Source organism: Micromonospora sp. SYSU B005 (assembly GCF_055362685.1).
Map to the genome: position 1 here is coordinate 14,515 of NZ_JAXCFU010000009.1, position 23,554 is coordinate 38,068.

At 73.1% G+C, this 23,554-nt stretch carries 25 protein-coding genes; 14 read left to right on the forward strand and 11 right to left on the reverse strand.

What is annotated here, in order from left to right; all coding sequences use genetic code 11:
* Positions 1-10 precede the first annotated feature (10 nt).
* Positions 11-787: an HAD-IIB family hydrolase gene (locus tag SM452_RS20480; RefSeq protein WP_355514727.1), complete on the forward strand. Its 777-nt coding sequence runs from the start codon at positions 11-13 to the stop codon at positions 785-787.
* Positions 788-907: 120 nt separating this feature from the next.
* The gene (locus SM452_RS20485; protein WP_463840508.1) at positions 908-2,707 is read left to right on the forward strand and encodes an adenylyl cyclase; all 1,800 of its coding nucleotides are present in this window, start codon (positions 908-910) and stop codon (positions 2,705-2,707) included.
* A gap of 48 nt (positions 2,708-2,755) precedes the next feature.
* On the opposite strand, the gene SM452_RS20490 is transcribed toward SM452_RS20485, so the two are convergent.
* Both SM452_RS20490 and SM452_RS20495 read right to left on the reverse strand, forming a co-directional pair.
* Entirely contained in the window at positions 2,756-3,346 is a 591-nt protein-coding gene (locus SM452_RS20490) for an ATP-dependent Clp protease proteolytic subunit (protein ID WP_194798752.1), read from the reverse strand.
* Between the two features lie 125 nt (positions 3,347-3,471).
* Entirely contained in the window at positions 3,472-4,113 is a 642-nt protein-coding gene (locus tag SM452_RS20495) for a helix-turn-helix domain-containing protein (RefSeq protein ID WP_262012679.1), read from the reverse strand.
* A gap of 154 nt (positions 4,114-4,267) precedes the next feature.
* Between SM452_RS20495 and SM452_RS20500 the strand changes: the two genes are divergently transcribed.
* The gene (locus tag SM452_RS20500; RefSeq protein WP_135243166.1) at positions 4,268-5,281 is read left to right on the forward strand and encodes a potassium channel family protein; all 1,014 of its coding nucleotides are present in this window, start codon (positions 4,268-4,270) and stop codon (positions 5,279-5,281) included.
* 25 nt (positions 5,282-5,306) lie between these two features.
* Here the strand turns inward: SM452_RS20500 and SM452_RS20505 are convergent, their stop codons facing one another.
* Positions 5,307-5,789 carry a MarR family winged helix-turn-helix transcriptional regulator gene (locus SM452_RS20505; RefSeq protein WP_174361689.1) on the reverse strand — a complete coding sequence of 161 codons (483 nt, stop codon included), beginning with the start codon at positions 5,787-5,789 and terminating at the stop codon, positions 5,307-5,309.
* A gap of 86 nt (positions 5,790-5,875) precedes the next feature.
* On the opposite strand from SM452_RS20505, the gene SM452_RS20510 reads away from it, so the two are divergent.
* Entirely contained in the window at positions 5,876-6,523 is a 648-nt protein-coding gene (locus tag SM452_RS20510) for an FMN-dependent NADH-azoreductase (RefSeq protein WP_262012678.1), read from the forward strand.
* A gap of 80 nt (positions 6,524-6,603) precedes the next feature.
* On the opposite strand, the gene SM452_RS20515 is transcribed toward SM452_RS20510, so the two are convergent.
* The 3 genes from SM452_RS20515 to SM452_RS20525 form a co-directional block, all read right to left on the reverse strand.
* A complete protein-coding gene (locus SM452_RS20515) occupies positions 6,604-7,638 on the reverse strand; it encodes a 2-oxoacid:ferredoxin oxidoreductase subunit beta (protein ID WP_194798747.1) in 1,035 nt (344 codons plus the stop codon).
* A complete protein-coding gene (locus SM452_RS20520) occupies positions 7,631-9,478 on the reverse strand; it encodes a 2-oxoacid:acceptor oxidoreductase subunit alpha (protein WP_194798746.1) in 1,848 nt (615 codons plus the stop codon). The genes SM452_RS20515 and SM452_RS20520 overlap by 8 nt, the downstream gene beginning before the upstream one ends.
* Before the next feature lie 196 nt (positions 9,479-9,674).
* A complete protein-coding gene (locus tag SM452_RS20525; protein ID WP_269696072.1) occupies positions 9,675-11,087 on the reverse strand; it encodes a hypothetical protein in 1,413 nt (470 codons plus the stop codon).
* Positions 11,088-11,212: 125 nt separating this feature from the next.
* Here SM452_RS20525 and SM452_RS20530 point away from each other — a divergent pair, with 125 nt between their 5' ends.
* Positions 11,213-11,590 carry an NADH-quinone oxidoreductase subunit A gene (locus SM452_RS20530; protein WP_030273665.1) on the forward strand — a complete coding sequence of 126 codons (378 nt, stop codon included), beginning with the start codon at positions 11,213-11,215 and terminating at the stop codon, positions 11,588-11,590.
* Positions 11,591-11,607: 17 nt separating this feature from the next.
* Here the strand turns inward: SM452_RS20530 and folP are convergent, their stop codons facing one another.
* The gene (gene folP, locus SM452_RS20535) at positions 11,608-12,477 is read right to left on the reverse strand and encodes a dihydropteroate synthase (protein WP_463840509.1); all 870 of its coding nucleotides are present in this window, start codon (positions 12,475-12,477) and stop codon (positions 11,608-11,610) included.
* Between the two features lie 152 nt (positions 12,478-12,629).
* Here folP and SM452_RS20540 point away from each other — a divergent pair, with 152 nt between their 5' ends.
* The 5 genes from SM452_RS20540 to SM452_RS20560 all read left to right on the forward strand — a co-directional run bounded on the left by SM452_RS20540 (position 12,630) and on the right by SM452_RS20560 (position 15,865).
* On the forward strand, positions 12,630-13,268 hold the full coding sequence (locus tag SM452_RS20540; RefSeq protein ID WP_421499656.1) for a DivIVA domain-containing protein: 639 nt from the start codon (positions 12,630-12,632) through the stop codon (positions 13,266-13,268).
* The gene (locus tag SM452_RS20545; protein WP_421499657.1) at positions 13,265-13,765 is read left to right on the forward strand and encodes an SRPBCC family protein; all 501 of its coding nucleotides are present in this window, start codon (positions 13,265-13,267) and stop codon (positions 13,763-13,765) included. The genes SM452_RS20540 and SM452_RS20545 overlap by 4 nt, the downstream gene beginning before the upstream one ends.
* Before the next feature lie 36 nt (positions 13,766-13,801).
* Entirely contained in the window at positions 13,802-14,386 is a 585-nt protein-coding gene (locus SM452_RS20550) for a DNA-3-methyladenine glycosylase I (protein ID WP_463840510.1), read from the forward strand.
* Between the two features lie 36 nt (positions 14,387-14,422).
* Positions 14,423-15,046, forward strand: coding sequence for a hypothetical protein (locus SM452_RS20555; RefSeq protein WP_463840511.1), 624 nt, complete (start codon positions 14,423-14,425; stop codon positions 15,044-15,046).
* A 66-nt stretch (positions 15,047-15,112) separates the two neighbouring features.
* Positions 15,113-15,865, forward strand: a complete 753-nt coding sequence (locus SM452_RS20560; RefSeq protein WP_194798739.1) for an SDR family NAD(P)-dependent oxidoreductase — start codon at positions 15,113-15,115, stop codon at positions 15,863-15,865.
* A gap of 28 nt (positions 15,866-15,893) precedes the next feature.
* On the opposite strand, the gene SM452_RS20565 is transcribed toward SM452_RS20560, so the two are convergent.
* Positions 15,894-16,685: an enoyl-CoA hydratase/isomerase family protein gene (locus SM452_RS20565; RefSeq protein ID WP_194798738.1), complete on the reverse strand. Its 792-nt coding sequence runs from the start codon at positions 16,683-16,685 to the stop codon at positions 15,894-15,896.
* A gap of 3 nt (positions 16,686-16,688) precedes the next feature.
* A complete protein-coding gene (locus SM452_RS20570; protein WP_018788949.1) occupies positions 16,689-17,507 on the reverse strand; it encodes a PaaX family transcriptional regulator in 819 nt (272 codons plus the stop codon).
* Positions 17,508-17,697: 190 nt separating this feature from the next.
* On the opposite strand from SM452_RS20570, the gene SM452_RS20575 reads away from it, so the two are divergent.
* Both SM452_RS20575 and SM452_RS20580 read left to right on the forward strand, forming a co-directional pair.
* Entirely contained in the window at positions 17,698-17,865 is a 168-nt protein-coding gene (locus tag SM452_RS20575) for a DUF3117 domain-containing protein (protein ID WP_013283866.1), read from the forward strand.
* A gap of 145 nt (positions 17,866-18,010) precedes the next feature.
* The gene (locus tag SM452_RS20580) at positions 18,011-19,510 is read left to right on the forward strand and encodes a leucyl aminopeptidase family protein (protein ID WP_463840512.1); all 1,500 of its coding nucleotides are present in this window, start codon (positions 18,011-18,013) and stop codon (positions 19,508-19,510) included.
* 66 nt (positions 19,511-19,576) lie between these two features.
* Here the strand turns inward: SM452_RS20580 and SM452_RS20585 are convergent, their stop codons facing one another.
* Complete coding sequence (locus SM452_RS20585) at positions 19,577-20,227, reverse strand: O-methyltransferase (protein ID WP_082171245.1); 651 nt, start codon at positions 20,225-20,227, stop codon at positions 19,577-19,579.
* A gap of 212 nt (positions 20,228-20,439) precedes the next feature.
* On the opposite strand from SM452_RS20585, the gene SM452_RS20590 reads away from it, so the two are divergent.
* Together SM452_RS20590 and SM452_RS20595 are read left to right on the forward strand one after the other, a co-directional pair.
* Positions 20,440-21,744: a S1C family serine protease gene (locus SM452_RS20590; RefSeq protein WP_194798736.1), complete on the forward strand. Its 1,305-nt coding sequence runs from the start codon at positions 20,440-20,442 to the stop codon at positions 21,742-21,744.
* Between the two features lie 72 nt (positions 21,745-21,816).
* A complete protein-coding gene (locus SM452_RS20595; RefSeq protein WP_194798735.1) occupies positions 21,817-22,233 on the forward strand; it encodes a Sec-independent protein translocase family protein in 417 nt (138 codons plus the stop codon).
* A 155-nt stretch (positions 22,234-22,388) separates the two neighbouring features.
* On the opposite strand, the gene SM452_RS20600 is transcribed toward SM452_RS20595, so the two are convergent.
* A complete protein-coding gene (locus SM452_RS20600; RefSeq protein WP_013473894.1) occupies positions 22,389-23,537 on the reverse strand; it encodes an Mrp/NBP35 family ATP-binding protein in 1,149 nt (382 codons plus the stop codon).
* Between the last annotated feature and the right edge of the window lie 17 nt (positions 23,538-23,554).

Here is a 23,554-nt window from a genome sequence, read left to right on the forward strand (position 1 = left end):
TGAGGTATTCGTGAACGATCTTCGAGTGGTGGCGTTCGATCTCGACGACACCCTGGCGATTTCCAAGTCCCAGATCGATCGTCGGATGGCGGAGTTGCTCGGCCACCTGCTCACCGAGGTGGACGTGCTGGTCATCTCCGGTGGCCGGTTCGAGCAGTTCCAGTCGCAGGTGCTCGCCCACCTCGACCTCACCGAGGAGCAGCGCGACCGGCTGCACCTGATGCCGACCTGCGGCACCCGCTACTACCGCTGGTCCGACGGGGACTGGCGGCAGGTCTACGCGGAGGATCTGACCGAGGCCGACAAGGTCCGTGTCGTCGCCGCGCTCACCGAGTCGGCGCAGGCGCTGGGCCTGTGGGAGGCGAAGACCTGGGGCGACATCATCGAGGACCGGGGTAGTCAGATCACGTTCTCCGCGCTGGGGCAGTCCGCCCCGGCGGCCGAGAAGTACGGCTGGGACCCGGACGGCGACAAGAAGCGGCGTCTGCGGGACGCGGTCGCGGCGAAGCTGCCCGACCTGGAGGTGCGCGGCGGCGGCTCGACGTCGATCGATGTCACCCGCAAGGGCGTGGACAAGGCGTACGGCATGCGGAAGCTGCTGGAGCACCTGGATCTGAAGATCGACAACGTGCTCTTCGTGGGTGACCGCCTGGACGTGGGCGGCAACGACTACCCGGTCAAGGCGATGGGCATCCGCTGCGTCGCTGTCACCCGCTGGGAGGAGACCGCCGACTACGTCGAGAAGCTGGTCGACGACCTGGTGAAGCAGCGCGCCGAGCGCGCCTGAGCACAGCCCGCAGCAGAGCCCGCCGGTTCCGGAACCGGCGGGCTCTGGCGGTATCGACGGTGATGAGGTAGGAACAGCCGGGAGAGCGCTCTCCCGTCCCATCACCGAACAGGCAGGCAGATGCGATCATCCGACCCCTCCCGCCGCCGTTTCCTCACGCTCACCGCCTCCGCGGCCTCGCTCACCGCCCTCGGCCTCCCGGCCGGCGCCGCCGCCGCGTCCCCGGCCGCATCGCCGGCCGCGCGACCCGCCCGCGAGCCCGACTTCGGCCCGAACGTCTTCGTGTACGACCCCAGCACGCCGGTCGAGGAGATCCAGTCCACGCTGGACGGGCTGTTCACCGCCCAGGAACGCAACGAGATGGGCTTCGACAGGTACGCCGTGCTGTTCAAGCCCGGCCGCTACGAGGTGGACGCCCGGCTCGGCTACTACACGACTGTCGCCGGTCTCGGCGCCCACCCGGACGACGTGGAGATCCACGGCGCGGTCCGGGTGGTCGGGCAGCCCGACCCCAACTCGCCCGCCGGCATCTCCGCGCTCACCAACTTCTGGCGCTCGGCGGAGAACCTCGCGGTCACCCCGACCGACTGGTCGAACCAATGGGCCATCTCGCAGGCGTCACCGATGCGGCGGGTGCACGTGAAGGGCGTGCTGTGGCTGGAACCCGGCAACGGCGGCTACTCCAGCGGCGGCTACATCGCCGACTCCAAGGTGGACGGCATCACCATCAACGGTTCCCAGCAGCAGTGGCTCACCCGCGACAGCGAACTCGGCGGCGAGTGGACAAACGGCGTGTGGAACCAGGTCTTCTCCGGCGTGATCGGCGCGCCCGCGCAGGGCTTCCCCGACCCGCCGTACACCACGCTGCCGACCAGCCCGGTCACCCGGGAGAAGCCGTACCTGTTCGTCGACGCCAAGGGCGCCTGGCGGGTCGCCGTACCGCGCCTGCGCCGGAACACCGCCGGCACCACCTGGGCCACCGGCGGCGCGCCGGTGCCGTCGCTGCCGCTGTCCGCGTTCTACCTGGCCCGGCCCACCGATTCGGCCAAGCGCATCAACGCCGAACTGGCCCGGGGCCGGCACCTGCTGCTCACCCCCGGCGTCTACCACCTGGACCGGGCCCTGCGGGTACGCCGCCCGGACACCGTCGTGCTCGGCATCGGCATGCCGAGCCTGGTGCCGGACGGTGGGGACGCGGCGCTGCGGATCGAGGACGTGGACGGGGTCCGCATCGCCGGGGTGCTCGTGGACGCCGGGCCGGTCGAGTCGCCGGTGCTGGTGGAGGTCGGTACGCGGCACTGCCACCGGTCGCACGCCACGAACCCGATCTCGCTGCAGGACGTCTTCTTCCGCATCGGCGGCCCGTACGCCGGGCGCGCGGTGACCAGCCTCGTGGTGCACAGCCGGCACACGCTCATCGACAACATCTGGGCCTGGCGCGGCGACCACGGCCGGGCCGGCACGATCGGCTGGACCGTGAACACCGCCGCCACCGGCGTGATCGTCAACGGCGACGACGTGACCGCGTACGGGCTGTTCGTCGAGCACCACCAGCGTTGGCAGACGATCTGGAACGGCGAGCGTGGCCGGACCGTGTTCTACCAGAGCGAGCTGCCCTACGACCCGCCGAGCCAGGCGGCCTGGCGCAGCCCGACCGGCAACGGCTGGGCCTCGTACAAGGTGGCTGACCACGTCCGCACGCACGAGGCGTGGGGGCTCGGCGTCTACTCGTACTTCAACCAGGGCGTCGACATCCGCTGCGACCGGGCTATCGAGGCGCCGCGCCGGGCCGGGGTGCGGTTCCACGACGCGATCACCGTGTTCCTGGACGGCAGCGGCGGCATCGAGCGCACGATCAACGAGATCGGCACGCCGGTCGTCGGCTCGTACGGCACCAGCCCGGTGATCAGCTACCCCTGACCGCGAGGCGCGGCCCGGCCGGTGCGGGACCGGCCGGGCCGCGCCCGCTCACGCCGCGAGCTGGTCGACGCGGGTGAGCACCTGGTCGACGAGGCCGTACTCGCGGGCCTGCTCGGCGGTGAACCAGCGGTCGCGGTCCCAGTCGCGCTGGATCTCCTCCAGCGTCCGCCCGCTGTGCCGGGCGATCAGCTCCTGCATGGTGCGCTTCACGTGCAGCATGTTCTCGGCCTGGATGGTGATGTCCGCGGCGGTGCCGCCCATCCCGCCGGACGGCTGGTGCATCATGATCCGCGAGTGCGGCAGCGCGAACCGCTTGCCCGCCGCCCCGGCGCAGAGCAGGAACTGTCCCATCGACCCGGCCATCCCGAGCGCCAGCGTCGCCACGTCGTTCTTGACGTACCGCATGGTGTCGTAGACGGCCATGCCGGCGCTGACCGAGCCGCCCGGCGAGTTGATGTAGAGGAAGATGTCGCGCTCCGCGTCCTCGGCCGCGAGAAGCAGGATCTGCGCGCAGATCTGGTTGGCCGACGCGTCGGTGACCTCGGTGCCGAGGAAGATGATCCGCTCCTTCAGCAGCCGTTCGAAGACCCGGTCGCCGAACGCCGGCTGCCCCTCGTCGAGCATCCAGATGCCACTCATCGCCGCCACCTCCGTGCCGCCGGTGGGCGGGGGACCGCCCGGGAACCCGGCGGTCTCCAGCGTCCGCCGGGCGCACCCGTGCGGCCCAGGCTTTCTGCCCGGGGCAGATTCGCCGTCGGCAGAAGCTACGCGGCGACCGGCCGCCGCCGGCCCGCGCGGGCTCGCCGCCGCGCCAGCGTGACGGAGGTACGCGGACGGGGGCGGACGGCCGGGGCGGAGGGAGCCGGCCAGATCCGGATGCCGCCGCCGAACCCGATCGGCGTGGCGGCGTCGAGGGGCGCACCGAGCGGCGCCGGCACCAGGCCGAAGGGCCTCAGCGCGCCGCCCAGCAGCGGCGTGGCGGTGACCGGCCGGCGGGCGACGTGCGGCCGGAGCGAGACGGCGGGCCGCCGGGTCACGTGCTGCCGGGGCGACACGGCCGGACGGCGCGTGACGGACAGCCGGGGCGGGCCGACCCGCAGCTGCGGCCCGGTGCGGGCGACCGGCACCCGGTCGAAGCGGGCCGCCGAGATCCCGGGACCGACCGGGGCCGGACGCTCCCGGCGCAGCTCGTCGCGGGCCTCTTCGAGCAGGTCGGCGAGGTGGATGCCGAGCGCGCGGCAGATCGCGGCGAGCACCTCGGAGGAGGCCTCCTTGCGGCCGCGTTCGACCTCCGAGAGATAGGGCAGGGAGACGCCGGCGGCCTGGGCCACCTCGCGCAGCGTGCGGCCCTGGCGCAGGCGGATGCGCCGGAGCACCCCGCCGATCACGCGTCGCAGCAACGACATGCCGGCCTCCTCGCGGTCGCCGTCCCGACGTCCCCATCATGCCCTGTCCACGTCGCCGGCAGCGGCCCCGGCGGGTACCGATCGTCACCCGGCGGGCCGGATCCCGGCGTACCCGTTATCTTGTGGGCGTGCAGGTGGCGGAGCAGGACCGACGGTGATCCACTTTCCCGCGCAACGGCGGGGGCCGCTGAGCGCGCTGAGTCTGCGCCTGCTCGCAGCCCTCGGCCTGGTCTTCGCCACGGTCTTCGTGGTCTGGCTGGACCGCGACGGCTACCGCGACGTGGACGAGAGCGGCCTGACCCTGCTCGACTGCTTCTACTACGTGGTGGTCTCGCTCTCCACCACCGGGTACGGCGACATCACGCCGGTCAGTTCGTCGGCGCGGCTGGCGAACGTCCTGTTCATCACCCCCGCCCGGGTGCTGTTCCTGATCATCCTGGTCGGCACCACCCTGGAAGTCCTGACCGAGCAGTACCGCACCGGCCGTCGCCTGTCGCGGTGGAGGAGAACTGTGAAGGACCACGTCATCATCTGCGGCTACGGCACCAAGGGCCGCAGCGCGGTCTCCGCCCTGCTGGAGAACGGCACGGACAAGTCCAAGATCGTGGTGGTCGAGCGGAGCGGGCCGGCGCTGCGGCAGGCCACCTCCAACGGGCTGGTGACGATCGAGGGCTCGGCGACCCGCTCGTCGGTGCTGGAGCAGGCGCACGTGCGTACCGCGAAGTCGGTCATCATCGCGACGGACAGCGACGACGCGTCGGTGCTGGTGGCGCTCACGGTCCGGCAGCTCACCGCCGGCCAGGTACGCATCATCGCGGCGGTCCGGGAGGCGGAGAACGCGCCGCTGCTCAAGCAGAGCGGGGCGCACCACGTGATCGTCTCGTCGGCCACGGCCGGGCGGCTGCTCGGCCTGTCCACCTCGGCCCCGCCCCTGATCGACGTGGTGGAGGACCTGCTCACCCCGGGTCAGGGCATGGCGCTGGCCATGCGGTCGGCCGAGCGCAGCGAGGTGGGCCGCTCGCCGCGCGAGCTGGAGGCGCTGGTCATCGCGCTGGTCCGCCGGGGCAAGGTGGTCACACTCAACGACCGTGCCGCCTCGGTGATCGAGACCGGCGACATGCTCGTCCACGTCCGGGACGACCGGCCGCAGGCCACCACCGCGATCTGACCCTCACCCCGCTGAGCGCCCGCGGTCAGCAGGCGCCCGGGCCGCCCTCCGCGATCACTTCGCCGCAGGTCGACGACCGGCCCTGGGTGGCCCGCCGCAGCAGGTCGTAGAGCAGGTCCCGCTCGCCCGGTGCCAGCGCGCCGAGGACTTCCTCCTCCGCCCCGGCGAGGGCGCACTCCGCCTCGCGCAGCCGCTTCGTGCCCGCCTCGGTGAGGCGTACCTCGTGCCGGCGGCGGTCCTCCGGGGAGCGGCGGCGCTCGGCCAGGCCGTCCGCCTCCAGGTCGTTGAGCAGCCCGACCACGTTCGTGCTGTCGATCTGGAGCGTGCCGGCGAGCGCCTGCTGGCTGATTCCGCCGGCGTCGCGCAGCACGGTGAGCGCCACCAGGTGGCGGGGGCGCAGGCCCAGCGGGGCGAGTACCGACTCCGAGCGCAGCCGCATCCGCCGGGCCAGGTGGTCGAGCAGGGGCCCGGAGCGGCGCTCGGACTCCTCGACCGGTGCGGCGGACATGTGACCCAGTTTACGCGGCCCGGGGAACATCGACCTGCTATAAATAGTTGGTCCTACACGAACGATCGTCGGAGGAGGAATCACCAATGGCACACCTACTGCACATCGACTCCAGCATCACCGGGGAGCGGTCGATCAGCCGACGGCTCACCGCCCGCGCCGCCGCCGCGTGGCGTGCCGCCCACCCGGACGGCACGGTCACCTACCGCGACCTGGGCCAGAACCCGCTGCCGCACCTCGACACGGCGAGCGGCCTCGCGCGCATGGTGCCGCCGGATCAGCACTCCCCGGAGCAGCAGGCGTCCTGGCGGCTGACCGAGGAGGTGGTGGCCGAGGTGAAGCAGGCCGACACCGTCCTGCTCGGGCTCCCGCTCTACAACTACGGCGCGCCCAGCAGCGTGAAGTCCTGGGTCGACCACCTGATCGCCCCCGGCATCGCGTACGACCCGGTGACGAACGCCGGGCTGCTCGGCGACCGCCAGTTCGTCGTCCTGGTCAGCCGCGGTGGCGGGTACGGCCCGGGCACCCCGCGGGAGGGCTGGGACCACGCCGAGCCGTGGCTGCCGCACGGGCTGTCCCTGACCGGGCTGGAGCCGCGGTTCATCTGCGCCGAGCTGACCCTGGCCCCGGTCAACCCGGCGATGGCCGAGCTGATCCCGCTGTTCGAGCAGAGCCTCGCCGCAGCCGAGCGGGCCGTCGACGAGCTGTGGGTGCCCGCCTCGGCGGCCGCCTGACCGGGCCGACACACACGTGAAGGGCGGGCCGTTCCGCGGGGGAACGGCCCGCCCTTCGCGTGTGACGGGTCAGCGGCGGATCAGAGGATCGTCCAGGTGTCGCCGCTGCCGAGCAACGCGGCGAGCTGCTCCTCCGGGGTCTTGTCGACGGTGGCCTTGGCGGCCGCGACCTGCTCCTGCACCACGCTGTCGTAGGAAGGGCGGCCGACCGACCGGAACACCCCGATCGGGGTGTTGCTCAGGTCCAGGCCGGGCAGGCGGGACAGTGCGAACGCGTACGCCGGGTCGGCCACGCCCGCGTCGTGCACGACGATCTGGTCGGCAGGCGTGTTCGCGGTCTCCCGGACCTCCAGCCCGAAGCCACCGGGCGGGTGGACGACGCAGAACTGCCCGTCCTTGCCGAACGTGATCGGCTGGCCGTGCTCCAGCCGGATCAGGAAGTCGTCCCGGGTGGCCGGCTCCTTCAGCGGGTCGAACGCGCCGTCGTTGAAGATGTTGCAGTTCTGGTAGATCTCCACGAACGCCGAACCCTCGTGCTGGGCGGCGGCCCGCAGCACCGACTGGAGGTGCTTGCGGTCCGAGTCGATCGTCCGGGCCACGAACGTGGCCTCGGCGCCGAGCGCCAGCGACAGCGGGTTGAACGGGGCGTCCGCCGAGCCCACCGGCGTCGACTTGGTGATCTTGCCGACCTCGGACGTGGGCGAGTACTGGCCCTTGGTGAGCCCGTAGATCCGGTTGTTGAACAGCAGGATCTTGAGGTTCACGTTGCGGCGCAGCGCGTGGATCAGGTGGTTGCCGCCGATGGAGAGCGCGTCGCCGTCACCGGTGACCACCCAGACCGACAGGTCCGGCCGGGACACCGACAGGCCGGTGGCGATCGCCGGGGCGCGGCCGTGGATCGAGTGCATGCCGTACGTGTTCATGTAGTACGGGAAACGCGACGAGCAGCCGATGCCCGAGACGAAGACGATGTTCTCCCGGGGGATGTTCAGCTCCGGCATGAAGCCCTGTACGGCCGCCAGGATGGCGTAGTCGCCGCAACCGGGGCACCAGCGCACCTCCTGGTCGGACTTGAAGTCCTTGGCGGTGAGCTTGAGGGCGACGGGCTCAGACATTCTTCAGGACCTCTTCCAGCATCGTCTCCAGCTCGGCGGCGGTGAACGGCAGGCCGCGGACCTGGTTGTAGCCGATCGCGTCGACCAGGTACTTCGCCCGGATCACGTGGGCGAGCTGGCCGAGGTTCATCTCCGGCACGACCACCTTGTCGTAGCGGCTCAGCACCTCGCCGAGGTTGGCCGGCATCGGGGCCAGATGCCGCAGGTGGGCCTGGGCCACCGAGAGCCCGCGCTGACGCAGGCCACGGCAGGCCGCGCCGATCGGCCCGTACGTCGAGCCCCAGCCCAGCACCAGCACGCGGGCGTCGCCGTCCGGATCCTCCACCTCGACGTCCGGCACCGGGATCGTCTCGATCCGGGCCGCCCGGGTCCGCACCATGAAGTCGTGGTTGGCCGGGTCGTACGAGATGTCGCCGGTCTTGTCGGCCTTCTCCAGACCGCCGATCCGGTGCTCCAGGCCGGCCGTGCCGGGCACCGCCCACGGGCGGGCCAGCGTCTGCGGATCCCGCAGGTAAGGAAGGAACGTGGTGCCGTCCTCGCCGTTGGGCTCGGTGGCGAACTCGACCCGCAGGTCGGGCAGCGACTCGACGTCGGGCAGCAGCCACGGCTCGGAGCCGTTGGCGACGTAGTTGTCCGACAGCAGGATCACCGGGGTGCGATAGGTCAGCGCGATCCGGGCCGCCTCCAGCGCCGCGTGGAAGCAGTCCGACGGCGACTTCGGCGCGATCACGGCGACGGGCGCCTCGCCGTGCCGGCCGTACAGGGCCATGTTCAGGTCGGCCTGCTCGGTCTTGGTGGGCATGCCGGTGGAGGGACCGGCCCGCTGCACGTCGACGATGACCAGCGGCAGCTCCAGCGCCACCGCCAGGGAGATCGTCTCGCTCTTGAGCGCCACGCCCGGGCCGCTGGTGGTGGTGATGCCGAGAGCGCCGCCGTACGAGGCGCCGAGCGCCGCACCGACGGCGGCGATCTCGTCCTCGGCCTGCATGGTGACCACGCCGAACTTCTTGTGCTTGCTTAGCTCGTGCAGGATGTCCGAGGCCGGCGTGATCGGGTACGCGCCGAGGAACACCGGCAGCCCGGAACGCACGCCTGCCGCTACCAGGCCCAGCGACAGCGCCGCGTTGCCGGTGATGTTCCGGTAGGTGCCCGGCAGCATCTTGGCCGGCTTGACCTCGTACCGGACGGAGAAGTCCTCGGTGGTCTCGCCGAAGTTCCAGCCGGCCCGGAACGCAGCCACGTTCGCCGCCACCAGCTCGGGGCGGGCCGCGAACTTGCGCTCCAGGAAGCGCAGCGTGGACTCGTACGGGCGGGAGTACATCCAGCTCAGCAGCCCGAGCGCGAACATGTTCTTGGCCCGCTCGGCGTCCTTCTTGGACACGTCGAGTTCGGCCAGCGCGCCGATCGTCATCGAGGTGAGCGCCACCGGGTGCACCGCGTACCCGGCGAGCGAGTCGTCGTCGAGCGGGCTGGCCGCGTAGCCCACCTTGGCCAGGTTGCGCCGGGTGAACTCGTCGGTGTTGACGATGATGTCCGCCCCGCGCGGCAGGTCGGCCAGGTTGGCCTTCAGCGCGGCCGGGTTCATCGCCACCAGGACGTTCGGCGCGTCACCCGGGGTCAGGATGTCGTAGTCGGCGAAGTGCACCTGGAAGCTCGACACGCCGGGCAGGGTCCCGGCGGGAGCGCGGATCTCGGCGGGGAAGTTGGGCAACGTGGAGATGTCGTTGCCCAGTTGCGCCGTCTCCGAGGTGAACCGGTCGCCGGTGAGCTGCATGCCGTCGCCGGAGTCACCGGCGAACCGGATGACCACCCGGTCCAGCTGACGGATCTGCTTGGTCACACCCGCACCTCGCTTAACTGAGCGCCGTCGCCCTCGCCGGCCCGGCCCGCTCCGATTCTCACGTCAGAGCCTACGTCGCCACGTTAGGGCCACCTTGGTCGAGGTCCGACGTATGGGACTGGATCGGGCCGCTGTATGCCCTGCTTTGCAGCGTTTAGTACCTGGACCCGTAACCCAGATCACCACATATCCATGATCACCGGTCGGTGATCGGACGCTCCGGCACGGTGATGTCGCTGCGGCGGCGCAGCGAACGGGTCGCCAGCGTCAGCGCGAGCACGACCAGGAGACCGGACACGGCGATGAGCGCGACGGCGGTCCCCCGGACCGAGGTGTCGTCGCGGTCCCGTTCGCCGGCGGCGACGAGCACGCCCTGCGAACCGGTCGGAGCCGGCGCCCCGCCGGGCGGGACGGCGTCCGCCGCCGCGGCGCTGATCCGGAAGCTCATCTGCACCTGCCGGTCCCGCCCGCTACGCGGATCCAGCCGGCCGATCACCGCGCCGGACAGCGGCGCCCGCCGCTGCGCCTCCGCCGAGGCGGCCAACGTCAGGCGTACGGTGGCGGTCCGCCCGGCCGCCAGTGCGCCCAGCTCGCAGCGGGTCCGGTCGGCCGACACCGGGGCGCAGCCGCTCTCGGTGCCGGCCACTGTCACCCCTTCGGGCAGGAGCACCTCGATCCGGCCCGCGGCGTCGACCTTGCCGGTGTTGCCCAGCCGGACGGTGAGCGTGCTGGGCGCGCCGCTGATGTCGAACAGCACCTCCTCGGCGCGCAGCGAGATGCCGGGTACCGGCGGCCCGGGCGGGAACAGCACCGCGAAGCCCTCGTCGTCGTACGCCGCGCCGGTCACCCCGGGTGCGACGGCGGTGACCTGGATCGATCCGGCCAGCGGCATGGTCCGCCAGGCGTCGCCGTCGACCCGGACCCGGATGGTCGCGCTGAACCGGGCACCCGGCTCGGCGTCCCACCCGACGCAGCGGTGGTTGCCGTCGCCGGCCGGCTCGCAACCCGGGGTGCCCGCGTCGGTCAGCCCCGGCGGCAGCGTGTAGCCGAGGCTGATCCGCTCCGCCCGTCCGCCCGTGTTGGCCACCGTCACCAGCAGCGTGGCCACCGTGGCGTCGGCGTTCCAGTAGGCCGGCGGGAGGACCACGTCGCCGGTGGTCACGCGTACCCCCAGGGGCCCGCCGGCCGGCTGCGGCGGCGGTGGCGGCGGGGTCTTGACCGGCGGCACGACCGGCGGGGGCGCCGGTGCCGTGGTGGCCGGCGCGGCGGTGGTCGGCGCCGGTTCGGCGGGAGCGCTCGTCGGCGGCGGGGCCGGCGAGGTGGTGACCGGCGCCGGAGGCGTGGTCGGAGGCGGCGGTGGCTCGGTGGGCGGCGGGGCCGTCGCGGTGTCCGTCGGCTCGCCGGTGGGCGCGGGCTCGGTCGGCTCGCCGCCGGGGTCGCCGCCCGGCTCGACGGGCTCGATCACCCGGAGCGCGGCGGCCGGTCCCGGGTGAGCGACGGCCCCGGCCGGCACCACCGCCACCAGCGCCGCGACGAGCGCTGGCGCCAGGAGTGCGAGGGTACGGCGGAGCGCGACCCGCCGAACGGGCGCAACGCGGGGGCGGGGCATCTGTCCTCCGGGACGATCAATGAGATCCCATTATTCGGTGATACTTGCCATCAAGCACTAGTCCTGCGAGGAAACAAATTCGTAACGTGTCCGGGACATCTGGACGGGACCGGTACGCTCCGGTCGTGACCGGATATCTCGGCTCGTACGCCACGCTCGGTCTGCTGCTGCTCGCCGCCGTGCTCTTCTTCGTGACGGCGTTCTCGGCGAACCGGGTGTTACGTCCGAGCCGGCCGGCCGAGCCGTGGGGCAAGCGGGCCTCGTACGAGTGCGGTCTCGACCCGGTCGGCGGCGACTGGGCCCAGATGCAGATCCGCTACTACGTCTACGCGTATCTGTACGTGCTCTTCGCGGTCGAGGCGGTGTTCCTGTTCCCCTGGGCGCTGGTCTTCGACCGGCCCGGCTTCGGCGCCACCACGGTCGTGGAGATGGGCGTCTTCGTGGCGATCGTCGCGCTCGGCATCCTCTACGCCTGGCGGCGCGGCGTCCTGCGCTGGACCTGACGCGCCGGGCCGGCCGGTCAGGCCAGCCCGCGCCGGGTCGCCGCCGGCGGCCGGTCGCCCCGGATCGACGCCACCATGTCCAGCACCCGGCGGGTCTCGCGGACCTGGTGGGCGCGGAACACCCGGGCGCCGAGCCAGGCCGAGACCGCCGTGGCGGCGAGCGTGCCCTCCAGCCGCTCGGGCACCGGCAGGTCGAGCGTCTCGCCGATGAAGTCCTTGTTCGACAACGCCACCAGAAGCGGCCAGCCGGTGCCGGTCAGCTCCGCCAACCGCCGCGTGATCTCCAGCGAGTGCCGGGTGTTCTTGCCGAAGTCGTGCGCCGGGTCGATCAGGATGCCGTCCCGGCGCACACCCAGCCCGGCCGCGCGTTCGGCCAGCCCGGTGACGGTGCCGACCACGTCGGCCACCACGTCGTCGAAGGCGGCCCGGTGCGGCCGGGTACGCGGGGCGAGCCCGCCCGCGTGCGAGCAGACCAGCCCGGCGCCGGTCGCCGCGGCGACCCGGGCCAGCGCCGGGTCCGCCCCCGACCAGGTGTCGTTGAGCAGGTCCGCGCCGGCCGCTACCGCCTCCACGGCCACCTCGGCACGCCAGGTGTCGATGGAGATGACCACATCGGGGAAGGCGGACCGGACCGCCGCGATGGTGTCCACCGTCCGGCGGATCTCCTCGGCCACGTCCACCTCGTCGCCCGGCCCGGCCTTCACCCCGCCGATGTCGATGATCTCGGCGCCCTCGTCGACCGCGCGTTCCACCGCGCGCAGCGCGCTGTCCTGGGCGAAGGTGGCGCCCCGGTCGAAGAACGAGTCCGGGGTGCGGTTGACGATCGCCATCACCACCAGCTCACCGGGGCCGAACGTCCGTCCACCCAGCCGCAACGCCCCGGTCATGCCCGCCTCCTCGCCGCCGGACCGCACCGGCCGGTCCGACGCTATCCGGTCCCGCCCGCGCGGCCCGTGCCGGTCCCGTGCGCCGGACGCATTTACGGACCGGACGTCTCGGAGGGCTCGCCCGATCCCGGCCCGCATGCCACGATCTGTGCATGGGTGAGGTTCTGCTCCTCTTGGTCGTCGCGCTGACCGTCGCGGCTGTGGTGTTCGGGGTGACGGTGCTGGTCTCCGGCAAGGATCCGGGCCTCACACCGGCCGAGCCGGACGGGCGGGCCGTGCCGCTGCCCGGCAGCCGTCCGCTCGACGAGTCGGACGTGTCCGACGTCCGCTTCGACACGGCGTTGCGCGGCTACCGGATGAGCCAGGTCGACGCGGCGCTGCGCCGGGCCGCGTACGACATCGGCTACAAGACCGAGCTGATCGGCGTCCTGGAGGCCGAGAACGCGGCTCTGCGGGACGGGCGTACCGAGGACGCCGACGCGCTGCGCCGGGCGCGCGAGGAGGCCGCCGCGACCCGCCCCGAGACCGAGCAGGCGCCCGACCCGTCCACCTCCGAGCCGGTCGTGATCGACCTGTCCGCGCCGGAGCCGCCGGCCCGCACCGGCACCGACCGGCCGGTCCGCGGCGAGGCCGACGGGCAGCCGGGGCGCGCGCCGGCCGAGGCGGGCGTGGCGGAGGCTCCGGCCGCTGCGGCGACCGAGGACACCGTCTCCCCGGCGAACGGGATCGCGGCCGGGCCCGCCGACGACGACCGGGAGCGCGGTTCGGTGGTCCGCTCGGAGTCGGCGTGACCGGCACCGGCCGGCCGGCCGACGACTTCACCGACGCGTCCCGCCGCGGCGCCGCCGAGGTCACCGCCACGGTGATCGTCGACGCCCCGGCCGACCGCGTGTTCGCCGCGCTCACCGCGTGGGAGCGGCAGTCGGACTGGATCCCGCTGACCCGGGTCCGGGTGGTCGAGGGCGACGGCGGCGAGGGCAGCCTCGTCGAGGCGGTCACCGCGCTCGGTCCGGCCGTGCTCCGCGACGAGATGCGGGTGGTCCGGGTCGACGCGCCGTACGAGGTCGGCGTGGTGCACTGCGGCAAGCTGCTGCGCGGCCCCGGCGTGCTGCGCTGCACCCCGATGGACCGCGACCGCACGCAGGTGGTCTGGCACGAGTGGTTCCACCTGCCGGGCGGGCCGGCCGGCCGGGTGGCGTGGCCGGTGCTCTGGCCCGGCTCGAAGTTCAGCCTCACGCAGGCGCTGAAGAAGTTCGCCCGGCTGGTCGAGCAGGGCCGCCTGCCCTGACCGGGGTTGTCGGTGGGCTGGCCTACCGTGGACGCCGTGACTGACCTGGTGACCGGCGCCGACGGGCTGCCGCGCTGCGCGTGGGGGGCGAGCACCCCCGACTACGCCGTCTACCACGACGAGGAGTGGGGCCGGCCGCTGCGCGGCGACGACGCGCTCTACGAGCGGCTGACGCTGGAGGCGTTCCAGTCCGGCCTGTCCTGGCTGACCATCCTGCGCAAGCGGCAGGCGTTCCGGGACGCCTTCGCCGGCTTCCGGATCGACGCGGTGGCCCGCTACGGCGAGGCCGACGTGACCCGGCTGATGGCCGACGCCGGGATCGTCCGCAACCGGGCCAAGATCGAGGCGGCGATCGCGAACGCCCGGGCCGCGTCGGAGCTGCCGGAGGGACTCTCGGCGCTGCTCTGGTCCTTCGCGCCCCCACCCCGGGCGGCACGTCCCCGGTCCTTCGCCGAGGTGCCGGCCAGCAGCCCGGAGTCGGTGGCGATGGCGAAGGCGCTCAAGAAGCGGGGCTTCCGGTTCGTCGGCCCCACGACCGCCTACGCGCTGATGCAGGCCACCGGCATGGTCGACGACCACCTGGCCGACTGCCACGTGAGCGGTGACCGGGCCGGGGTGTGACGGAGCGCCCCACCTCCGGCGTGATGGGATTGGGGCATGACCGACACCGAGCCGCGTACGAGCGGGACGACAGACGGTGCGACCACGACCGGAGCCTGGGCGGTGCTGCTGCCCGCCGAGCGCTTCGAGGCCGAGCGGCTGGTGCACCACGACGCGCTGGAGCTGACCGGGCTGTCCGGGGCGGCCCGCCCCCGGTCCGGTGACCGGGTGGCGGTGCTCGTCGACGAGCCGCTGCGCCTGGTCGCCCTCGGCCGGGTCGCGCTCGCGTCGTCCGAGACCCGGGAGGACCCGGACGATCCGCAGTCCGACGCGGTGGCCGGGTCGCTCGTGGTCGCGTACACCCGGCGGGTGCTCGACGAGCCGGTGCCGGTCGACGGCCCGGCGCCGGACGGCCCGGTCGTGGCGCTCGACCCGGCCCGCTGGCGGTCGCTGGCCGACCGGCTCGGCCCGCCGCCCGCCCGCAGCAGCTGGCTGGTCAGCCTGGACCTGCCGATCGAGGCCGCGTCGCGCGCCGAGGCGGTCCGGATCTTCTGGTCCTACGTGCAGGAGCTGGGCCCGCGGGAGCTGCCGGCGTTCGTCTCGCCGTACGGCGACGAGCTGGCCATGCAGGCGTTCGTGCTGGGCGTCGAGGCCAACCAGGATCCGGAAGAGGACGACTGACCCCCCGTCACGGGCGGTAGCGTCCGGGAAGGGGCCGGCGCCGGCCGGCGTGGTGGAGGGGGTGCCATGCGGTTCCGGGACAAGGTCGTGCTGGTGACCGGTGGGGCGTCCGGCCTGGGCGAGGCGACGGCACGCCGGTTCGCCGCCGAGGGCGCCAAGCTGGTGATCGCCGACATCAACACCGAGGGCGCCGAGCGGGTGGCGGCGAGCCTGCCGGACGCGCTCGCGGTGACCGTGGACACCGGCGACGCCACCTCGGTCGAGCGCGGCATCGCCGAGGCGGTCGGCCGGTACGGCCGGCTCGACGTCGTCTTCAACAACGCCGGCATCGACGGGCAGCAGCAGGCGCTGCACGAGATGGACCTGGCGAACTGGGAGAAGGTCCGCCGGATCAACGGCGACGGGGTGTTCTACGTGTTGCGGTACGCCATCGACGCGATGCTGCGTACCGGCGGCGGCGCGATCGTCAACACCTCGTCGACTGCCGGGCTGACCGCGCAGGACAACATCTCGCCGTACACGTTCACCAAGGCCGGCATCGTCGGGCTGACCCGTTCCGCGGCGGTCGAGTACGCCGCCCGGGGGATTCGCGTCAACGCGGTCGCCCCGACCGTGGTGATGACGCCGCTCGTGGAGCACTTCATCGAGAACGCGCCGGACCCGGAGCAGATGCGCCGGCAGATGGAGTCGTTCAACCCGAAGCCCGGCATCCCCACCGCTGACGACGTGGCGGGCGTGGTCCTGTTCCTCGCCTCCGACGACGCGGCCTGGGTCACCGGGCACACCATCCCGATCGACGGCGGCTACGTGGCCCGCTGAGCGGGTGCGCGACGCGTTCCCGGTGCGGTCAGCGCCCCTCGAAGACCGGCTTCTGCTTGGCGACGAACGCTGCCGTGGCGGCCCGGTGGTCCGCGGTGGCGCCGCAGATCGCCTGCGCCTGTGCCTCGGCGGCCAGCGCGTCGGCGAGCGTGCCCGCGTCGGCGATGGAGAGCTGGCGCTTGATCGCCCCGTACGCGACGGTCGGGCCGGCGGCGAGCCGGGCGGCCAGTTCCTGCGCGGTCGGGAGCACCTGCTCGTCGTCGTCCACCAGCCTGGTCAGCAGGCCGAGCCGGCAGGCGTCGTCGGCGCCGACCGGCTCGGCGAGCATCAGCAACTCGACGGCCTTGGCGTGACCGACCAGCCGGGGCAGCGTCCAGGAGGCGCCGGTGTCGGCCGCGAGGCCCACGCCGGCGAACGCCATCAGGAACCGGGTCTTCGGGCCGCCGATGCGGAAGTCGGCCAGGAACGCCAGCGAGGCGCCGGCCCCGGCGGCCATCCCGCGTACCGCGGCGACGACCGGCTTGGGCAGGTTGGCCAGCCGGGCGGCGATCGGGTTGTAGTGCGCCCGGACCGTGGCCAGCGGGTCGGCGTCCGAGGTCTCCAGCGTCCGCACGTGCTCGCGCAGGTCCTGCCCGGCGCTGAACGAGCCGCCCGCGCCGGCGAGCACGACCGCCCGGCAGGATCTGTCGGTCTCCAGCTCGGCCAGCGTGTCCCGGAGCGCCTCCTTGAGCGCCACGTCGAGCGAGTTCATCGCCGTGGGGCGGTTCAGCGTCAGGGTGACGACGGCGTCGGTGCGGTCGACGAGCAGCGGCTCGGTCACGTTCTAACGACCCTTCTGTCGGGCGAGGCGGTTGCCGGCGTCGAGGCACTGCTCGACGTACCGGTCGGCGGCCGGCCGGAGCCGGGCCGCGTGCCGGTCGAAGAAACTGGCCGCGCTGGTGCCCGGCCAGCGCTCGGGCAGCAGTGCCGGGGGCAGTTGCGGATCCCGGAACAGGAACGTACGCCACGCGTGCACGAGCCGGAACCGGGCCGCGTACGCGTCCTCGTCGCTGCTGCGCACCGTGACGCCGGAGAGCAGCGGCTTCTGCTCGGCCACGAAGCGCTCGTACGCCCGCCCGATCTCGGCCAGGTCCCACGCGCGGCGGACCACGCCCATCGCGCCCGGTGTGCCGGCCGCGTGCGCGGCGGTGAACCGCTCGTAGCGCACGCCCGCCTCGTCGAGCAGCAGGTCGACGTCCTCACCCGGACGGGTGGCCACCCAGGTGCAGTCGTCGAGCGTGCCGTACCCGAGGAAGGCGAGGTTCGCGGCGAGCCGCTGCCGGTCCCGGCGGGAGGAGGGCGCGGTGAGCACCAGGAGATCGAACCGCCCGTCCCAGCTGTGCCGTCCGGTCCGGTAGATCCGGGACGCCGCCTCGTCGAGTCGACGAGCCGCTTTCGGGGTGATCGAATATCCCGGTCCGGACGCGAGCCGGAGCGGTTCCAGCCAGCCCTGGCGGACCATCCGGGAGACCGCGGTGCGTACCGCCGGTGGGGCGATCCCCAGCGGGGCGAGCAGCTTGACCAGGGCGGCGACCGGTGCGCGGCCACCCCGGGCCCGGAGGTGGTCGCCGTACAGGTCGAAGAGTGCCGACCGTGCCTGCATGACCGCACATTGTGACAGGCCTATCCAAGATAAGCTAGATGCTGTTACATCAATGCTGCTTCGGTTTGGGTCCGGCGGTGTTCATCAGGGAAAATCGTTGGTCGAGCCTTCCGCGATGGTTGCGGATGGCGATGGCGAAGTGGCTGTGGGGCAACTCACCGACCCTGGTGTAGGTCTGAGGGGAGACAACATGGCGGCGATGAAGCCGCGGACGGGCGACGGTCCGCTGGAAGTCACCAAGGAGGGCCGGGGCATCGTCATGCGAGTCCCGCTGGAGGGTGGTGGCCGGCTCGTCGTCGAGATGACTCCCGACGAGGCCACCGCGCTCGGTGACGCGCTGAAGGCGGCCGCGGGCTGATTCGAGGAGTGTCCCGCACGGCGTCCGCCGTGCGGGCGGTTCGTCCTACCCTGAGCCACCGGCGTGCCCGGTGGCTCAGGGTCTTTCCTCGGCAGGCGCGTGGCGAAATGTGCCTGTTCAACCCATTTCGGAGGTACGGTCCAGCGTGCTGGTCATTCGTCTGGTGAGCGGGCCCTCGGGGCCCGACGCTCTCGTCCTGCCCGTCCGTCCCGGAGGGTCGGACTCCCCGGACTCCCTGATCTCGCCGGACTCCACCGCCTCGCCCGAACCCGGACTGGTCCCGACCGCCGTGCCGATCGGCGGCGACGTCCGGGCCGAGGCCGCCGCCGTACTCCCCGCCACCCGGCTCACCGGCGCGGCCGGTGAGGTACGCGAGCACCTGCGCCCCGGTGGCTCCCCGGCGCGGCTGTGGCTGCTCGGCGTCGGCGACGGCGAGGAGCGTGACCGGCGTACCGCAGGCGCGGCGCTGGCCCGCGCGGCGAAGGATGAGACGCAGATCACCATCGCGCTTCCCGCCGACGCGACCGCGGCGCTGCGTGGCCTCGCCGAGGGGCTGCTGCTCGGCTCGTACCGCTTCCGCCTCACCGAGGCCGGCAAGCGGCCCGCCCTGGCCGAGGTGTCGGTGCTCGTCGACGACCCGGACGCGCTCGCCGGCACGCTCGACGCCGCCCGGGCCACCGCCGAGGCGACCCGGCTCGCCCGGGACCTGACGAACATGCCCTCGTCCACCAAGAACCCGGAGTGGTTCGCCGCCCAGGTGACCGAGGCCGCGTCCGGGCGCCCCGGCCTGCACCTGCGGGTACGCGGCCCGGAGGAGCTGGGGGCCGAGGGCTTCGGCGGTCTGCTGGCCGTCGGCGGCGGCTCCGCGAGCGGCCCGCGCCTGGTGGAACTGGACTGGCGGCCCGATGACGCGCGGACCCACGTGGTGCTCGTCGGCAAGGGCATCACGTTCGACACCGGCGGCATCTCGATCAAGCCGGTGCCGGCCATGAAGCTCATGCGAAAGGACATGGCCGGCGCCGCCGCGGTGATCGCCGCGACGCTCGGCGCCGCCGACCTGGGCCTGCCGGTCCGGGTCACCACGCTCGCCCCGCTCGCCGAGAACTCGGTCAGCGGCTCGGCGTACCGCCCCGGCGACGTGATCCGGCACTACGGCGGGCTGACCAGCGAGAGCACCAACTCCGACGCCGAGGGCCGGCTGGTGCTCGCCGACGCGCTGGCGTACGCGGTCCACGAGCTGAAGCCCGACCTGCTGATCGACCTGGCGACGCTGACCGGCGCGAACGCCGTGGCCCTGGGCAAGCGGCACGCCGCGCTCTACAGCGAGAACGACGCGCTCGCGACCCGCCTGCTCGACGCGATCACCGCGGCCGGCGAGCGGGCCTGGCGGATGCCGCTCGCCGACGACTACGTGGAATACCTGGCCAGCGAGATCGCGGACCTGCACAGCTCCCCGGCGCAGGGCGCCGGCTCGGTGGTCGCCGCGCTGTTCCTGCGGGAGTTCACCGGCGACCTGCGGGACCGATGGGCGCACCTGGACATGTCCGCGCCGTCGTGGTCCGACGACACGCACGGCGAGCTGGTCAAGGGCGCCACCGGCTGGGGTGTGCGCGGGCTGCTGCGCTGGCTGGCGACGCTGGGCTGAGTCAGGCGTGCAGGGCACGCCGGCCTGAGTCAGGCGTGCAGGGCACGCTGGGCTGAGCCGGCCTCGTCAGGCCTTCACGGCGGCGAGCAGGCCGTGGCCGACCGGCAGCAGCGCGGGCACCCAGTGCTCCGACTCGCGGATCGCCTTGATGGTCTCCCGCACGGTGACCGTCTCGGCGTCCCGCGCGGCCGGGTCGCCGATCCGGCCGGCCGCCAGCGCGCCGTTGAGCGCGAGCACGCCGCCGGGGCGCAGCAGCCGCAGCGCCGCGTCCACGTACGCGGCGAAGCCGGTCGCTACCGCGTCCACGAAGACCAGGTCGTAGGCGCCGTCCGCGAGCCGCGGCAGCACGTCGAGGGCCCGGCCGGTGATGATCCGGGTACGCCCCGACGGAAAGCCCGCCTCCTGGAACAGCCGCCGGGCGATGCGCTGGTATTCGACCTCGACGTCGATCGTGGTGAGCACACCGTCGGGGCGCATGCCGCGCAGCAGCCACACGCCGCTCACCCCGGTGCCGGTGCCGATCTCCACCACCGCCCGGGCGTTGCCGGCGGCGGCGAGCAGCCGCAGCGCGGCACCCGACCCGGGCGTGACCGCCTCCACCCCCACCTCGTGGGCGAGGGCGCGGGCCGTGCGCAGCACGAGATCCTCGGTGACGAAAGACTCGGCGAAGTGGAGCGCCTGGGCCGTCGAACTGCCGTGACCGGCGACCGTGGCGATGGGACACCTCCGAGGGGCGGACTGGTGCGAGGGGCGGTATGCACTGTGAGCGTAGAGGCGGGCCGGTAGCGGCGCAGCCGCGAGTCCGCCGTGGAGTGCTCACGGAGGGCAACCCCTGACCCCGTTCGCGTCATCCGTGTAATCCTGGATGGGTCCCGCGCGTCACTGTCGTCCGGCTCCGCCGGCCGCCGGCGCGGGGCCAGCGGGACGAAGTGGGAGGCACCGACGTGACCGACGGCTGGGACTGGCGGCGGCCCGGCGGATCGCCGGTGCCGGGTGGGCCGGCGTCCGGACGACCGCCGCAGGACGCGTCGGGTCGGACGGCGTCGCCGTGGTGGTCCGACGCGCTGGCCGACCCCTGGCGCGACCCGTACGCGCCCGCCGCCGTGGTGGTTCCGGCGGCGCCGGCACCGGGGGCGGGGGAGCCGGAACCGGTCACCGACCCGGACCTGCCGGCCCGGCCGGGGATGCGCCAGGTGGTGCTGATCTCCCTGGTCACGGCCCTGCTGGCCGGTTCGCTGGGCAGCGCCCTGACGTACGCGTTCCTGCGCGGCGGTGACGTGCCGACGATCGGCGCGCAGTCCGGCCAGGCCCCGGCGTTGGCCCAGCGCAAGCCCGAGTCGCTGGCCGGGGTGGCCGAGCGGGTCCTGCCCAGCGTGGTCACCATCCGGGTGGTCAGCCTCGGCGGCACCAGCGAGGGCTCCGGCTTCGTGGTGACCAGCGAGGGCCACATCGTCACCAACGACCACGTGGTCGCCGACGGCCCCGGCAAGGCCACCGTCGTGTTCAACGACGGCAGCACCGCCGCCGGCACCGTGGTCGGGCAGGATCCGGAGTCGGACCTCGCCGTGATCAAGGTCTCGCGCAGCGGGCTGACCCCGGTGCAGTTCGGCGACTCCGACGCGCTCGCGGTCGGTGACCCGGTGCTCGCCATCGGGTCGCCGTTGTCGCTCGCCAACACCGTCACCGCCGGCATCGTGAGCGCGCTGGACCGGACCATGCAGGCCGGCGAGCCGGGCGGGCCGACCCGCTACTACGCGGCGATCCAGACCGACGCCGCCGTCAACCACGGCAACTCGGGCGGCCCGCTGGTGGACGGCGCCGGGCGGGTGGTCGGCGTGAACTCCACGATCAAGTCGCTGGTGGCCGACGGGCAGGAGGCGGGCAACATCGGCCTCGCCTTCGCCATCCCGATCAACCAGGCGAAGCGGATCACCGAGGACATCATCGGCACCGGCAAGGCCCGGCGTACGGTGATCGGCGCCCAGGTGGGCGGCACCGGCGCCACCGGCGGCGGGGTACGCCTCAACGCGGTCGAGCCGGCGGGTCCGGCGGCGGCGGCCGGACTGCGTACCGGGGACGTGGTGCTCCGGCTGGACGGCCATCCGATGACCGATCCGACCGACCTGGTGGCCCTGGTGCGCAAGTACGCACCCGGTTCCGTGGTGACAGTCGAGTACCGGCGCGGGTCGGCGCGGCAGAACGCGTCGGTGACGCTCGCCGCGGATGCGAAGTGAGGACCCGTCACCCCCTCCCCGATGGTCACCTGACGTGCGTAGTCTGGCCCTGACACGGACGAGGAGGCCGCGGTGTTCGAGAACCTGAACTGGTGGGAGATCGGCGTCCTGCTGCTCCTGGCGCTGTTGATCTTCGGCGATCGGCTGCCCAACGTGATCAGCGACGGCCTCCGCATGGTCCGCAACCTGCGCAACATGGCGCGCAACGCGACCGGTGACCTGAGCCGCGAGCTGGGTACGGACATCCAGCTGGAGGATCTGCACCCCAAGGCGTTCATCCGCAAGCACCTGCTCAGCGAGGACGACGAGCAGGCGATCCGCAAGCCGCTGCAGAGCATGTACGACAACCTGCGCTCGGACGTCACAGGCGTGCACGACGAGCTGAAGGACGTCGCCAAGGCCGCCGACCTGCGTACCCCGAGCGTGGCGACCAGCACCCCCACCCCCGCGCCGCCGGCCCCCCGCCCGTCCTACGACGACGCCACCTGACCGAGCGCCCTCCCGCCGATCGTCCCCCGATCGCGCCGTCGATCATGAAGTTGACGGCGCGACACGCCGCCCCGGCGACCGTCAACCTCATGATCGACCCCGGCCCCGTCCCCGGGCCGGCCCGGGGACGGGGAGCGGCGGGAGCGGAGGCGGGGTCAGCGGCCGGCGGGCTTGAGGCCCAGGGGCTTGCCGAGCAGCGACTCGCGGCGTACGGCCAGGCGGTCGGCGACCTCGAACAGGGCCTTCGCGGCCGGGGCGTCCGGCTGCGCCAGCACGATCGGCTGACCGGCGTCGCCGCCCTCGCGGACCCGGGTGTCCAGCGGGATCTGCCCCAGCACCGGCACCTGCGCGCCGATCGTGCGGGTCAGCGACTCGGCCACCGCCGCGCCGCCACCGGCCCCGAAGACCTCCATCCGGGAACCGTCCGGCATCTCCAGCCAGGACATGTTCTCGATCACGCCGACCACCCGCTGGTGGGTCTGCAGCGAGATCGCGCCGGCCCGCTCGGCCACCTCGGCGGCGGCCGCCTGCGGCGTGGTGACGACGAGGATCTCCGCGTTCGGCAGCAACTGGGCCACCGAGATCGCGATGTCGCCGGTGCCCGGCGGCAGGTCGAGCAGCAGGACGTCCAGGTCACCCCAGTAGACGTCGGCGAGGAACTGCTGAAGCGCCCGGTGAAGCATCGGCCCGCGCCAGACCACCGCGGCGTTGCCGGGGGTGAACATGCCGATCGAGATGACCTTCACGCCGTGCGACTGCGGCGGCATGATCATGTCCTCGACGCGGGTCGGCGCGCCGTCGGCGCCGAGCATCCGCGGCACCGAGTGGCCGTAGATGTCCGCGTCCACCACGCCCACCGACAGGCCGCGCGAGGCCAGTGCGGCGGCCAGGTTGACGGTGACGCTGGACTTGCCGACACCGCCCTTGCCGCTGGCGACCGCGTAGACCCGGGTCCGCGAGCCCGGCTGGGCGAACGGGATCACCGGCTCGGCGGTGGCGCCGCCACCGCGCAGCTTCGACTGGAGCTCCTGGCGCTGCTCCGGGCTCATCACTCCGAAGATGATCTCGACACCGCTCACGCCGGGTACCGCGCCCACGGCGGCGGTGATGTCACTGCGCAGCTTGTCCTTCAGCGGGCAGCCGGCCACGGTGAGCAGCAGCTCCACCCGGACCACGCCGTCCTCGCCACGCTCGGCGGACTGGACCATGCCGAGTTCGGTGATCGGCCGGCGGATCTCCGGGTCGTTGACGGTGGCCAGGGCGGCCTGGATCGCGTCGGAGACGGTGCTGACGGGTGCTGACATGCCCGCAATGCTACGTC

Coding starts and splice junctions, on each gene's coding strand:
- SM452_RS20485 (WP_463840508.1), top strand. CDS start 908: ATGCGATCATCCGACCCCTCCCGCCGCCGTTTCCTCACGCTCACCGCC.
- SM452_RS20490 (WP_194798752.1), bottom strand. CDS start 3,346: ATGAGTGGCATCTGGATGCTCGACGAGGGGCAGCCGGCGTTCGGCGAC.
- SM452_RS20495 (WP_262012679.1), bottom strand. CDS start 4,113: ATGTCGTTGCTGCGACGCGTGATCGGCGGGGTGCTCCGGCGCATCCGC.
- SM452_RS20505 (WP_174361689.1), bottom strand. CDS start 5,789: ATGTCCGCCGCACCGGTCGAGGAGTCCGAGCGCCGCTCCGGGCCCCTG.
- SM452_RS20510 (WP_262012678.1), top strand. CDS start 5,876: ATGGCACACCTACTGCACATCGACTCCAGCATCACCGGGGAGCGGTCG.
- SM452_RS20515 (WP_194798747.1), bottom strand. CDS start 7,638: ATGTCTGAGCCCGTCGCCCTCAAGCTCACCGCCAAGGACTTCAAGTCC.
- SM452_RS20525 (WP_269696072.1), bottom strand. CDS start 11,087: ATGCCCCGCCCCCGCGTTGCGCCCGTTCGGCGGGTCGCGCTCCGCCGT.
- folP (WP_463840509.1), bottom strand. CDS start 12,477: ATGACCGGGGCGTTGCGGCTGGGTGGACGGACGTTCGGCCCCGGTGAG.
- SM452_RS20540 (WP_421499656.1), top strand. CDS start 12,630: ATGGGTGAGGTTCTGCTCCTCTTGGTCGTCGCGCTGACCGTCGCGGCT.
- SM452_RS20555 (WP_463840511.1), top strand. CDS start 14,423: ATGACCGACACCGAGCCGCGTACGAGCGGGACGACAGACGGTGCGACC.
- SM452_RS20560 (WP_194798739.1), top strand. CDS start 15,113: ATGCGGTTCCGGGACAAGGTCGTGCTGGTGACCGGTGGGGCGTCCGGC.
- SM452_RS20570 (WP_018788949.1), bottom strand. CDS start 17,507: ATGCAGGCACGGTCGGCACTCTTCGACCTGTACGGCGACCACCTCCGG.
- SM452_RS20575 (WP_013283866.1), top strand. CDS start 17,698: ATGGCGGCGATGAAGCCGCGGACGGGCGACGGTCCGCTGGAAGTCACC.
- SM452_RS20600 (WP_013473894.1), bottom strand. CDS start 23,537: ATGTCAGCACCCGTCAGCACCGTCTCCGACGCGATCCAGGCCGCCCTG.